Genomic DNA, 12,648 nt, shown 5'->3' with positions numbered 1-12,648 from the left:
GTTTTTTATTTTAGTGGCTGATGGAGAATTTTTTCGGTTTCATCCCGATATGCGCTTCAAACACTCTTGAAAAATGACTGAGATTGGAAAATCCTAATTGATATCCCACTTCAGAGACGGAAAGCTTTCCTTCTTTTAGCAGCCGTGCCGCTTCCTGCATCCTGTACTGCTGATAGAGATCGAAAATGCTGTCACCGAAAATTTGTTTGAACAATGTCCTTAATTTGGTAGCGCTCATATTGGCGGCTATGGCTAAATCGCTGATAACAGGCGGTTCATCCAGGCGGGAGAGGAGGCGCGCCTTAATATCATAAATGGCTTGCACATCGCTCCCTTTCAGGGGATAGAGTTGTTTCTCCTGTCTTTCTTCCAGCTTCATCAATAACATACAGATCAGTTCCTCCGCTTTGATTTTTCTAAACACCCACCTGAAGTTATCCGCTACGCTTTCGGAGATGATGTCATGCAGGATCTTTTGAATAGCGGGTGACATCATCTGCTCGAACAGCAGTGGTTGCGCATTTTCAGCTAAGCTTTGTAAGACAGGTGATTTTTGGGAAAGCGTAAACAGCTCTTCCAGGTATTGCGAACCGACTTCAATATTCACGGAAGAAGTATTCTCCTGGATGGAGATGACCGCGTCCGTGTTGAACCGGCTGGTGGCTATCAACACTGAGGGACTTTGTTTTGAGCGTGGACCAGCATCGATATGCTGGAATTTAAACAGGATCGTTTTTCCCGGCGTATTGATTTCCGGGTTCCCGATGATGGTTTCTTCGTTCAACCGGTAGTTGAGGATCAGCATCCGGATGTTTTCATTGAACACGCAGCCCGCGCAATAGCCGGTCCCGTAGGCTGGAGGGACATCGATCCTGCCTTTCTTCACTTTTACGCCCCATAGCTTCGCCAATTGAGCGAAAACGGGCGGTGTAACATAACCGGCTGATTTTGTTTTTGTCATTTACGACTATTTTATAGTTAAATGTAACTATTTTGTTCCTAATGGATACTTCAACTTTGTGTTGTCAAACGTAGCGATATGAATATAAAAGCAATGCAGTATAAGGCGTACGGCGCCCCTGAGGCTGTTCTTGAAATGGTACACGTTTCTAAACCCGGACCTTCACACGGGGAGATACGGGTAAAAGTCCGCGCTGCGGGTGTGAATCCTTCCGACTGGAAACGAATGGAGGGGCAATATAAAGGTTTCGAAGAGGTGATTTTCCCGTCCGGAGTGGGGGTAGAAGCGTCCGGCATCGTTGATGCTATTGGCGATGGGGTAACCGGTGTGCGTGTAGGCGATGCCGTTTTCGGTTATGGCAACAGCACCATGGCCGAATATACCCTTTTGTCGCATTGGGTGCAGAAACCGGAAGGCGTTCCCTTTGAAGTGGCGGCAGCCATCCCGGTTGTGTCAGAGACAGCCTGGCGCTGCCTGGACGATTTAAACGCCGCTCCGGGCAGCACTATTTTGGTGAGCGGCGCCGCGGGCGGCATCGGGTCTGCCGTAGTGCAGCTCGCACGCAGAAGGGGGCTTCAGGTTATCGGGACCGCCAGCCTACATAATCACGATTATCTACGTGCGTTGGGCGCTACACCCACAACCTACGGCGACGGGCTCAAAGACCGGGTACAAGCGCTTGCTCCGGATGGTATTGCCGGAGCGCTGGATATCGCCGGTTCGGGTATTATGCCTGAGTTGATCGACATCGTGGGAGATGCTTCCATGGTGGTATCGGTGACCGATTTCTCAGCCGTAGATTATGGTGCGCGTTTTTCCGCCGGCCCGCCGCGAAAGGTCCACCAGGTGCTTTCCGAAGTGGCCGGCCTTTATGAAAAAGGTTTATACCAGTTGTATATACAAGCGGTTTTCCCACTGGAGGAAGCTGCCCGGGCACTCACCATCAGTTCACAGCAACAGGTGAGAGGCAAGCTGGTGATTGTTGTTAACTAATGTTATACTGATGAAACCGAAGAAAGTCCCCTTGTTTATACTGTTGGCGATTGTCCTGCTAAATTCTATAGGATTCTCCATTGTGCTGCCGCTACTGCCGTTCCTGGTTGGCAAATATTTACCGGAGCAGCGGGTCGTGGTGGGCATGAGCGCGTTGCTGTCTATCTATGCCGCCTGTACTTTTTTTGCAGCGCCGGTACTGGGCGCATTGAGTGACCGGTTCGGCCGGAAAATCATTTTGATCGTCAGTCTGCTGGGTTCTGCGGCGGGGTTTGTGTTGTTCGGTATTGGCGGCGCCTTATGGGTCCTTGTCCTTGGACGGCTGATTGACGGGCTTACTGCCGGGAACATCAGTGCCATCTTCTCTTACATTTCAGATACTACGGAGGCGAAAGAACGGACCAAATGGTTTGGCTACGTGGGGTCTGTGATGGGCATCGGAAAAGTCGGCGGGCCGGCATTAGGCGGACTGTTAGGCAGCATATCGGTAGCGCTGCCTTTTTACGTGACGGCCTTACTGATATTCTTTTCTGCGGTGCTGGTATATTTCCTGTTACCTGAATCCCTGGTGTTACATAAAAGGACAAAGCATGTTGCCTTTAACAGTTTTAACGTGTTTTCCCATTTCAACAGCGTTTTTCGCCTCCCTGGTGTAGCGTTGCTGCTAGGTGTTGGCGTTTTATTTTATATCGGAATAAGTGTTTTCCAGTTCAATTTTACGCTTTTTCTGAAAGATATATACCGATGGTCTCCCGCACTGATTGGCAGTTTACTTACGCTGGTAGGTATTTGCGAAATATTGGTACGTGCGGTGCTGTTGCCTCGTTTGCTGGGGCGGTTTACCACGCGGCAGATTGGCATATCGGGCCTGCTGCTGCTGGGGGCTGGCCTGTTGATGATATTCAGCTGTGTTTATGTGCATACCGGCCTGTGGATTTCTCTTGCGGTTATCTTTATCATTACCGGCGAAGGTTTGTTTGAACCGACGTACATCGGGAGGCTTTCAGCCTCTGTTGATGAGATGCAGCAGGGAACGTTGCAGGGCGTGAATCAAAGCCTGCAGTCTTTGACCAGCATCCTGGTGCCGGTTGCCGGCGGCGCCATTTATTTTTACAGCGCGGGCTGGCTGTATGCCGCCGGGGCTGCGATTATCTTTGTAGCCGTTGTTATCTACGCCAGGCTTATGCCAGCCCTGAAGTGAATCAGCTTACTGGTTGCGGTGAAAATTTATTTGCCATCTGGTATTTTTTTAATAGCTTAGAAATAGATTGTTTAATTGCTATCCGCTCAAAGGAAGACTCAACAGCTATTTTATTTCAGACCTCAATAACCATTACTTCACCCGGTTTATTAAAAAAGTTTAGTTAACATCCTGCTTATCTAAGCCTGTAGCGCTTATTGTACCGGTATGTCTCATATCGCCGGATACAGCATTGCTTGCATTTTCATGTCTCCATGAAGATCAGCCTTTTATTGGACCCATATCATTTTTTACCAAACAAAACATCTTATGAAAAAGACACTCGTTATTGTTTTTGCAGCCATAGCGGCAGTGGCAACCCTTATTGTTTCTTCCAGGAATACACCATCCGGAGCCGTTCCTGTGCCGGAGAAGAAGGTACAGTATCCGTTCCAGCTAACTTTCAATCCGGATGTACCTAAGAACCTGCCGGAAGATGCCGATTCCGTGGCCCTGATCTCGTTTGCCTGGAACGAGTTCTTTGCTTTAAACTGGAAATCGACTTATAACACCATTACCAAAGAGCGCGGATATCCGGACAAAAAATGGAGTTTGAGTACAAATGTTCCTTATCCGCAGGAACCGGTAGTATGGGAAACCTATGCACACCGTACTGAGTTGCGGCCCTATAATGATACAATGCTGGCTTTCGATAAAATTCCCAAATATGTATACCAGACTACGCCTGTGGTAAGAGCAGGTGTAGATTTTACCTTATTCAACAACCTGGATGAAAACAATGAAATAGGTTCCTGTGATCTGTATGCGAAGATCATACAGTACGGTAAACAGCTGCAGGTGCTTTACCAGGCCAAGGTCAACAGGGATGAATACATGTACCTGTATAACCATTACCCCGACTCCAACAAATTGAAGAAAGCGATCAATACTACGGCGGCTAACATTAAACAGTTTTCAGCTTATTATTCCCCTACTCTTTACCCTTCCTACGGAGGGACTACCTGCAATTGCCCGCCACAGGCCAACGTTGTTTGCCTGCCTTGCGGTGGCGCCAAAATCCCCGGCACCACCCGCGCGACGTATGTTGGTGCGCTGGAAGTAAAAACGGCCTGGAGAGAAATATTCCCCGAAGAAGCCGCCAGATACTTTGTAAGAAAAGTGATCACCTATGAAAAATCCGGCAACAGCACCATCGTACAGAACAAATACTACGGACTTATCGGTATCCATATCATCCGTAAGATGCTCAATTTCCCCTCATTCGTTTTCGCCACCTTTGAGCATGTGGATGTAGAGGTGAATGATATGGGACTGGTGAGGTTGGATACGCTGCCCACACCGGAGCAGATCCCGCAGAGATATAAACGCGCCCATCCTATCCCCGCAGTAGTAGATTCCTCCACCGCTTATGCGCACCGGGAATTGAAGAAAATAAATCCTAACTCCATCTGGAAGTATTATCGCCTCGTAGGCGTACAGGGCAATCCTACCGATGATACCAAATCTTTCAGCTACTATCTGGCTAATTACGTCATCGAATCTGATCCGCCACTGGCCAACTTCAGAGGCAGCAGTATTAAACATCCCTATGACGGCGGCAAAAATTCGTTGTATAAAGGGAAGTTCTACACCATGGGCGGATGCCAGGGCTGCCATGGTGTTACCCAGCTGCGGGGCAGCGATTGTTCCTTTGTCATGGGGCTGGTAGACCAACCGCACGCTACACCGGATATTTCGCGGGCAACGGATAAGCTGGAATTGTATAAACAGGCATTTTTAAGTATTTCGGGCATGGGGAACAAGAAGTAAGTGTCTTCGCTAACCAGGACAAAAAGGTGCCATTTAAGGACAAATGGTGCCTTTGGGCGTTTAAGTTCACGATAAACGCCTATTTTGGGTGCTGTATCTATTCATCCAAAATTCCGGAAGGCCTATGCGGCAAACAGTTATTGTGATTATATTTTTGTTGGTCCATCTGGGGGTGGACGCGCAGACGAACGAAAACATCATCGCTATTGGTAAAAAGTATACGATCTACTCCGATATCCTGAAGGAGAAGCGTACCTACAATGTTTATCTGCCACCTTCTTACCAACGGAGCCCGCATAAAAAATACTTTGTGGCCTATGTGCTGGATGGGGAGATAACCAAATTTCAGGAAGTCACCGGTATTGCACGGTCGATGAACTCTGCGTATGATTTAAAAATGCAAATCCCCGAGTTGATTATTGTGTCTGTAGAAAATACGGACAGAACGAGGGATTTCACGCCCACCCACGCTTTAAATTATCTCGATACGGAGAATATAGGTGCTTTTGCCAATAGCGGCAAAGCGGACGTGTTCAGACGCTTTCTGGAAAAAGAGCTGATGCCGCAAATAGACAGTTCCTACCGGACCCTGTCTAAAAACCTGATCATCGGACATTCATTGGGAGGTTTGTTTGCCATCCATTGCCTGTTGGAAGCACCGCAGTTATTCTCCTATTATATCCTGATAGACCCATCCTGGTTTTGGGACCATAATTACATTGGCAAAAGGACAAGGGAGGTTTTAAAAAACAAAAAAGACCTGAATGCCCGTGTGTACATCGCCTTAGCGAACAACATGTCGGAAGACAGCCGGCATTATCAATGGGGACAGGAATTTTATGCAGCGTTAAAAAGCGCTGCATCGCCTGGATTAGCGGCCCAATTACGGTATTTCGAAGATGAAAAGCACCTGACAGTGCCATTGCCGGCTACCTACTACGGATTGCGTTATATTTTCGATGGTTATGAATTAGATATCAACGAGGTGTTAAAAAAGCCTTCACTGATCAACGAACATGACAGCCTGATGTCGAAACGAATGGGGCTGGACATCAGATCAGATGAAAACTACGTGAATACGCTGGGGTATGTGGCACTAAATGACAGAAACATACCGGATACTGCTGTTACCATATTTGAAATCAATGCCAAAAACTATCCTGCTTCCGTTAATGTATGGGATAGCCTGGCCGACGCTTACATGAAAAAAGGGCTGACAGGGAAAGCCAGGATGTGTTATGAAAAGATCCTTGCGCTGCAGCCGGATAATGCGGATGCCAAAAGGAAGCTGGAGAAGTTGTAATGACCGCAATTGTGCACAGATAGTATAACATTAAAGGGTTGCCCTTACAGCCGGGCAACCCTTCCTCTTTTTAATGCCGCCTCACCGGCGGCATCTTCTTCTCCTCTTCATTGTCATGCGCTTTCATAGATCCGAACTTCCAGTTGAGCGTAATATGGAAGCTCCGGTTATAATAGTTGTTGACTTCCGTACTGCGGAAAGTGGGTGCTGTGGCATAGCTGCGCTGCAGCATACTCCTTTGGAAAGGGTTGGACACGCCTACCAGCACGCTGGCTTTTTTGTTGAGAAATTCCTTTTGGGCGGCGAAGCTGTAGGACCAGGAGGCTGAGTTCCGGCCCTGGAGCGTCACGTAGCCGTTGCTGTAGTCGCCGGAGGCCTGCAGGGTGACGTCCTTCGGCAGCGCATACGACAGGTTGAGATGGAAGGAATAGAAGCCGGCATCGTTTTTCACCTGCAGGGCATCGCTTTTAAACCATACCTGGTACAGCTCTATGCCGCCGTTGACGGTGAGGTTGCCGATTTCCACGGCGGCATTTACGTTGGCGCCTAACCGTTTGTTGGCAGCCACGTTGCTCGGCGACGTCCTGGAGATGCCCGTACTGTCGACGGTCGTGAGCATTTCGATGGCGTTGCTGTTGGAACTGAAGTAGACGCTGTTATTGAGCGTAAAACCCAATGCGGCGTTATAGTTGTATCCTGCTTCGATTGTCCTGGTGGTCTCCGGCCGCAGCAGCGGGTTGCCCGATGTCAGGTTGCGCGGATCGCTGGCGTTGACGAACGGGTTGAGGTCCCATATCCATGGCCGGCGGATGCGCTCTGTATAGGACAGCTTCACGTCATGCTGTCCATTGAGTGTTTTGGCCAGCAGTATGCCGGGCACAAGGTTGCCGAAGGAGGACCGGAACGGGGCGGAAGTGCGCCGGAACCCGGCGCCCAGTTGCGTTGCTTCATAACGAAGACCGGCCCTGAACATCCATTGGTTGCGGGTCTCCAATTTTATGCTGAGATAGGCGGCGTAAATATGCTGGAAATATTTCATCTCGTCGGAACGGGAAGGTATCTCCACCAGGTCGTCGCTGCCGGGCGCGTGTTCGTTGTTCCGCGCGCTGTAAGCGCTGGTGGCGCTGGTCCTGCTGAATTTTACCCCTGTTTCAACGATGTTTTTGCCGGACAGGTCCAGCGGATGGGCGTAGTCCGTTTGCAGGTTAAAATCCCAGGATTTGCTGTTATTAGGCCCTGTTTCCCGGAAGGCGGGCATACCTGCCAGCGTGTATTGTTGTGTGTTATACCGGGACCGGTCGGCGCTGTTGCTGACCATCCCCAGCACCTGCAGCTCCTGGCCCTTGCGGTGGTACAGTTTCTGGTAACTGGTGGACAGCTCGTAGTAGCCGGAATGGTTGGCCTGATCGCTTTTCTGGTTGTAGGCAGTGCTGCCTTTACCGTCCTGGTAGAGGTTGTACAGCGTATTTTTCGACGGCCAGGCGCCATTCCAGAGGGTGAAGGTGGTGCTGATTTTTTGGAGCGAGTCGATCCGGTAGGTAACACCAAGATCTCCATACACTCCCCGTTCGTGTTGGGTGATATCATTCTCCTGCAGCAGTTCTCCCGCCGGCTGCCCTTTGAACAGCGAGGTCCTGTTGAGAATGGCTGTTTTATGCTCCCTTTGGTTGCTGGCGTTGATATTCAGGCTCAGGTCGAAATTACCGCTGACGGTGTTCAGGGAGGCGCTGGCCGATTGTTCCAGGTTACCGGCGCTGATGCTTATATCGGCGCTGCTGCCTTTTATTTTCTTTTTGGTGATGATGTTGATAATGCCTGCGGTGCCTTCTGCCTCGTATTTGGCGGAAGGAGAGGTGATGACTTCCACGGAGGCGATAGTGCCCGCGGGGATGATCTTCAGCGCTTCCTTGAGGTTCTTCGCCAGGATGCCCGAGGGGAGCCCGTTCAGGAGCACTTTTATGTTCCCGTCGCCCCGCATTTTCACTTCTCCGTCGGCGCTGACGGTCAGCATAGGCACTTTTTTCAGCACGTCGGCAGCGGAACCTGCTTTGTTGCTGATGTCGGCGGTGGCGTTGTATATCAGCTTGTCGCCTTTGGTTTCGATCAGCTTCTTTTTAGCGTTGATGGTGACAGCCTGCAGGCTGGTGGTCGATTTGCGGAGCAGCACCTGGTATGGCTGCTGTGCTCCGGGAAACATCCCGGGGGCGGACTGGTAGTTATTATAGCCTACGAATGAAACACCCAGCACAAACACACCCTTCCCGCGCAGGGGAAGGTTAAACCTGCCCAATGAGTCTGTGGTGGTGGAATTGATGACCTTCCCTTCCCGCAGCAGCACTACGGTGGCGAAGCCGATGGGGTGCCGGTCCGTAGAATCGAGTACGGCGCCGCTGACCGTAAAGCCGCCCGTATTCCCGGAAACGCGCTGTTGTGCGAAGGAGTAAACGGTGGTCAGCATAGCTAAAAGAAATAACAATAAAAATCTGGATACAGTAACCGAATACATGGTTTATAGTTGAAATATCTGCAAAGGAAGCGGCTATACGATCAACATAAAAAAATGAATGAGCAAATGCCCGAATAGGATGATCAACACGGTTCATCATCCGGTTTTGCTATTTGTATGAAAATGCCTGAGATTTGTTAAATGGAGAATAAGGCAAAATGGCTGCGAAGCCGGTTCCTGCAGGAACTGGTGGTATTTATTGCAATGTTTATCCTGACGATGCTGCATGAGTGGATCAAACTGGACACTTTCATGGCATTTCTTCAGGGGCTGATATTTTTCATTTTACTGTACGGGCAGGCGCAGTTTCACCTCCACCTGGTATTCCCGTTGCTCATGGCTAAAGAGTACGCCTCCTACTTTTCCTTCTTTGTATTGTCAACGCTGGTCGGCGCCCTGGGGCTGTTTGCACTGGATTACTACTGGATTGCGCCGGAAGTATACCGGGAACCGGATGTATCCATTCCCATGGCCATCGTATATAATTTTGTGCTTTGTATTATCAGTACCGTCACCATCCTTTCCCTGTTCCTGGTGCGGCAGTATTCGATAGAACTGCAAAAGCGGAGCGAAGTACAGCTGAAGCTCAGCGAGATGAACATGAAATACCTGCATGCGCAGCTGAACCCGCATTTCTTTTTTAACATGTTCAACAACCTCTATGGCGTAAGTCTTACGGAACCTGCCCGGACGCCGGACCTGATCCTCCGGTTAGCGGAGCTGATGCGTTATCAGCTGGAGAACGGAAGCAAACCTACTGTTACCATACGGGAAGAGCTGAAGTTCATTGATAACTACATCGCTATGGAACAGGAACGTATCGGAAAACGCTGCCGCATCCACTACGATCTTCCGGACGAAGCCGCGCTGCCGGCGTCTTACCGGATCGCACCCCTGATCCTGATCACACTGGTGGAGAATGCCTTTAAGCACAGTGTCACCATCAGCCGGCCGTGGTTTGTCGCCATCCGCATTCGCTGTGAAGATGGTGTCCTGACGGCGGAGGTACGCAATTCATTGCCCGATGAAGCACTGAAAAATACTTCCACCGGCATCGGGCTCATCAACATCAGGGAGCGGCTGGAAATGCTTTACAGACATCAGTATACTCTAATCAGTGCAACGGAGGACCAGGAATACCGGATCACTTTAACACTCAGATTAAATGAAATAAAAAATGGATGAGACGCTGAAATGTATTATAGTAGATGACGAAGAGGGTGCGCACCTGGTGCTGAAACAATACATTGGCCAGTTGCAACACCTGGAGCTTACCGGTGCTTTTTATACAGCGGTGGAAGCGATGGAATTTGTCTACAACAACCGGGTGGACCTGATTTTTTTAGACATCAATATGCCGGGGCTGAGTGGCCTGGAGTTACTGCAAACCCTGTCGGACCCGCCGTTGGTGGTACTGACGACCGCCTACCGTGAGTACGCGCTCGAAGGATATAAATACCGGGTAGTGGATTACCTGGTGAAGCCTTTCCATTTTCAGCGGTTCATGGCCGCTATTGATACCGTATATTCCAGGCTCAGGCCAAGAGTGGTCGTGGCCGGCGGGTCTAATACGGCGACTGAAACACCGGCCTTTGTCATGCTGAAAGCAGAAGGCGAGATGGTGAAGGTGATGTACGATCAGCTTATCTATGTCCGCAGCTGGGGCAACTACGTGAAGGTCTTCACCACGCAGGGCGTCTACCTGAGCCCTGTTACCACCACCGAGATAGAACAGAAGCTGGATAAAGCCCGGTTTAAGCGCATTCACAAATCCTACATCGTGGCGATGAATCGTATCAGTAAGATCACCGGCGGCCTGGCGGTGCTCGACGACGGTACCGAACTGCCGATAGGGACAACCTATCGGAGGGAGCTGCTGGACAACTTTCAGTAAGGGTTTCCGGTTAAAGCAGCTATCTTTAAATTACAGCAAACAGATGACCATATGACCAGCAGAAATGAAACGGAAATGATGAACCTGATCCTTCGCGTGGCAGAAAAAGATCCCCGGATACTGGCGGTGTTGCAGGACGGGTCACGCTCCAATCCCAACGTAACGCCGGACATTTTCCAGGACTTCGACATCATCTACGTGGTGGAAGACCTGGCCCCTTTCCTCGAAAACCACCACTGGGTAGATGTTTTTGGAGAACAAATGATAGCGCAGCTGCCGGAAGACATGGAACTGTATCCGCCGGCGCCGGAACTGGCAGGCGCTTTTTCCTACCTGCTGCAGTTTAAGGATGGCAATCGCATAGACCTGATGATGGTCCCTTTAGAGATACTGGATAACTTTACGGGAGACAGTTTGTGCAAGGTGATATGGGACAAGGCCGGATTGTTTAAAGACCATCCGCTGCCGCCTGCCAGCGATGCCAGCTACATAGTGGGAAAACCTTCGGAGCGTTCTTTTATCGATTGCTGCAATGAATTCTGGTATACCAATGCCGGCCTGGCGAAAGGCCTGTGGCGGCAGGAGGAGATACTGGTCAGGGAGCTGGGCAACCAGGTGGTCCGCGGCGCCCTGCTGCAGATGATCGACTGGTATATCGGTTGCCGTTATAACTTCTCCGTCAACCCAGGCAAGTTCGGGAAGTTCTACCAGCGCTACCTGGAACCCGCGGTATACGAAAGATTACTGGCTACCTACCCGGCTGCAGGCATGCAGGAAGTATGGAAGGCAGTATTCACCACCACCGCGCTCTTCAGGGAAGTGGCGGGCGTAGTGGCGGCAGCTTTGAATTATCAGTACCCCGACCACTGGGACAGGGACGTAACAGCGTATATGCGGCACGTACAGCAGCTGCCAAAAAACGCTGCACAGATTTATTAACCGGATAAACACATTCACATGGAAATAGGGATCGACAGCTTCGCTGCCACGAAATCACAAACCGGCGGCCATAACGCCGCTGCTGATATGAAAGAGATGGACAACCTGCTGGAACGGATGGTGCTGGCGGACCAGGCGGGCCTTGCGGTTTTCGGGCTGGGAGAACATCACCGCCGCGAATTCCTGGATTCGGCCTCCACGCTGATACTGGCGGCGGCTGCGGCGCGCACGAAGCAGATTAAACTGACCAGCGCTGTCACCGTGCTGAGCGCTGCCGACCCCGTGCGGGTATTCCAGAGCTTCGCCACACTGGACATTATTTCCAAAGGAAGGGCCGAGATGGTGGTGGGCCGCGGTTCCTTTATAGAAGCCTTTCCGCTGTTCGGTTACAACCTCGATGATTACGATGCGTTGTTCACAGAAAAGCTGGAGCTGCTGCTGAAGATCAGGGACGAAGAGCGCGTGGAGTGGAGCGGCAAATTCAGGGCGCCGTTGGAAAATGCGCCTGTTTATCCGCGGCCGGTACAGGAGCCGTTGCCCGTTTGGGTGGGGGTGGGCGGCACGCCGCAGTCTTTCGTACGGGCGGGCACGTTGGGACTGCCGCTGATGGTAGCGGTGATCGGTGGTGAAACGCACCGTTTCAGGCCATTGGTAGACCTCTACCGTGAAGCCGGCCGGAAAGCCGGGCACCCGGAAGAAAAGTTACAGGTGGGGCTGCACTCGCTGGGATATATCGCCAAAACGTCGCAACAGGCGAGGGACGAATTTTTCCCTGGCTACGCCGAAGTGTTTACCCGCATCGGGAGGGAGCGGGGCTGGGGACCGGTCACACGCCCGCAGTTTGATGCACAGAACGGCCCCACCGGCGCTTTGCTGGTAGGCAGCCCGCAGGAAGTGGCGGACAAAATCCGCCGGCACAGCGAAGCGCTGGGAGGTATCACCCGTTTTACGTTCCAGATGGACAACGCCAATCTCCCACATGATAAACTGATGAACTCCATCGCACTGATCGGAAAAGAGATCGTACCGTCGTTGCAATAAT

General features: G+C 50.9%; 10 protein-coding genes. 8 read left to right on the top strand and 2 right to left on the bottom strand.

What is annotated here, in order from left to right:
• Nucleotides 1–10: 10 nt before the first annotated feature.
• On the bottom strand, nt 11–961 hold the full coding sequence (locus HF324_RS24030; protein ID WP_168861021.1) for a helix-turn-helix domain-containing protein: 951 nt from the start codon (nt 959–961) through the stop codon (nt 11–13).
• A 78-nt stretch (nt 962–1,039) separates the two neighbouring features.
• Here HF324_RS24030 and HF324_RS24025 point away from each other — a divergent pair, with 78 nt between their 5' ends.
• From HF324_RS24025 to HF324_RS24010, 4 genes are all read left to right on the top strand, one after another.
• Entirely contained in the window at nt 1,040–1,954 is a 915-nt protein-coding gene (locus HF324_RS24025) for an NADP-dependent oxidoreductase (protein WP_220101231.1), read from the top strand.
• Nucleotides 1,955–1,964: 10 nt separating this feature from the next.
• Nucleotides 1,965–3,155: an MFS transporter gene (locus HF324_RS24020; RefSeq protein WP_168861020.1), complete on the top strand. Its 1,191-nt coding sequence runs from the start codon at nt 1,965–1,967 to the stop codon at nt 3,153–3,155.
• 309 nt (nt 3,156–3,464) lie between these two features.
• Nucleotides 3,465–4,964: a hypothetical protein gene (locus HF324_RS24015; protein WP_168861019.1), complete on the top strand. Its 1,500-nt coding sequence runs from the start codon at nt 3,465–3,467 to the stop codon at nt 4,962–4,964.
• Nucleotides 4,965–5,088: 124 nt separating this feature from the next.
• Nucleotides 5,089–6,267 (top strand): alpha/beta hydrolase-fold protein, encoded by a 1,179-nt coding sequence (locus tag HF324_RS24010; protein WP_168861018.1) that lies wholly within the window; start codon nt 5,089–5,091, stop codon nt 6,265–6,267.
• Nucleotides 6,268–6,337: 70 nt separating this feature from the next.
• Here the strand turns inward: HF324_RS24010 and HF324_RS24005 are convergent, their stop codons facing one another.
• The gene (locus tag HF324_RS24005) at nt 6,338–8,725 is read right to left on the bottom strand and encodes an outer membrane beta-barrel family protein (RefSeq protein ID WP_168861017.1); all 2,388 of its coding nucleotides are present in this window, start codon (nt 8,723–8,725) and stop codon (nt 6,338–6,340) included.
• 189 nt (nt 8,726–8,914) lie between these two features.
• Between HF324_RS24005 and HF324_RS24000 the strand changes: the two genes are divergently transcribed.
• The 4 genes from HF324_RS24000 to HF324_RS23985 are packed head-to-tail and all read left to right on the top strand — an operon-like array spanning nt 8,915 to nt 12,647.
• Complete coding sequence (locus HF324_RS24000; RefSeq protein ID WP_168861016.1) at nt 8,915–9,958, top strand: sensor histidine kinase; 1,044 nt, start codon at nt 8,915–8,917, stop codon at nt 9,956–9,958.
• Complete coding sequence (locus tag HF324_RS23995; RefSeq protein ID WP_168805095.1) at nt 9,951–10,667, top strand: LytR/AlgR family response regulator transcription factor; 717 nt, start codon at nt 9,951–9,953, stop codon at nt 10,665–10,667. The genes HF324_RS24000 and HF324_RS23995 overlap by 8 nt, the downstream gene beginning before the upstream one ends.
• Nucleotides 10,668–10,718: 51 nt before the next feature.
• The gene (locus HF324_RS23990) at nt 10,719–11,606 is read left to right on the top strand and encodes an aminoglycoside 6-adenylyltransferase (protein WP_168861015.1); all 888 of its coding nucleotides are present in this window, start codon (nt 10,719–10,721) and stop codon (nt 11,604–11,606) included.
• A gap of 18 nt (nt 11,607–11,624) precedes the next feature.
• A complete protein-coding gene (locus HF324_RS23985) occupies nt 11,625–12,647 on the top strand; it encodes an LLM class flavin-dependent oxidoreductase (protein ID WP_168861014.1) in 1,023 nt (340 codons plus the stop codon).
• The last annotated feature ends 1 nt before the right edge of the window (nt 12,648 follow it).

The sequence above is a fragment of the Chitinophaga oryzae genome (assembly GCF_012516375.2).
In the GTDB taxonomy this organism is placed as follows: Bacteria; Bacteroidota; Bacteroidia; order Chitinophagales; family Chitinophagaceae; genus Chitinophaga; species Chitinophaga oryzae.
Note: the sequence above shows the minus strand (reverse complement) of the source record. Positions and strands in the feature narration are given on the sequence as shown.

What these genes read in the sequence shown, in the direction of transcription:
- HF324_RS24015 (WP_168861019.1), top strand. Translation starts at nt 3,465, where the DNA reads ATGAAAAAGACACTCGTTATTGTTTTTGCAGCCATAGCGGCAGTGGCA.
- HF324_RS24020 (WP_168861020.1), top strand. Translation starts at nt 1,965, where the DNA reads ATGAAACCGAAGAAAGTCCCCTTGTTTATACTGTTGGCGATTGTCCTG.
- HF324_RS24030 (WP_168861021.1), bottom strand. Translation starts at nt 961, where the DNA reads ATGACAAAAACAAAATCAGCCGGTTATGTTACACCGCCCGTTTTCGCT.
- HF324_RS24025 (WP_220101231.1), top strand. Translation starts at nt 1,040, where the DNA reads ATGAATATAAAAGCAATGCAGTATAAGGCGTACGGCGCCCCTGAGGCT.
- HF324_RS23990 (WP_168861015.1), top strand. Translation starts at nt 10,719, where the DNA reads ATGACCAGCAGAAATGAAACGGAAATGATGAACCTGATCCTTCGCGTG.
- HF324_RS24000 (WP_168861016.1), top strand. Translation starts at nt 8,915, where the DNA reads ATGGAGAATAAGGCAAAATGGCTGCGAAGCCGGTTCCTGCAGGAACTG.
- HF324_RS24010 (WP_168861018.1), top strand. Translation starts at nt 5,089, where the DNA reads ATGCGGCAAACAGTTATTGTGATTATATTTTTGTTGGTCCATCTGGGG.
- HF324_RS23985 (WP_168861014.1), top strand. Translation starts at nt 11,625, where the DNA reads ATGGAAATAGGGATCGACAGCTTCGCTGCCACGAAATCACAAACCGGC.
- HF324_RS24005 (WP_168861017.1), bottom strand. Translation starts at nt 8,725, where the DNA reads ATGCTGACCACCGTTTACTCCTTCGCACAACAGCGCGTTTCCGGGAAT.
- HF324_RS23995 (WP_168805095.1), top strand. Translation starts at nt 9,951, where the DNA reads ATGGATGAGACGCTGAAATGTATTATAGTAGATGACGAAGAGGGTGCG.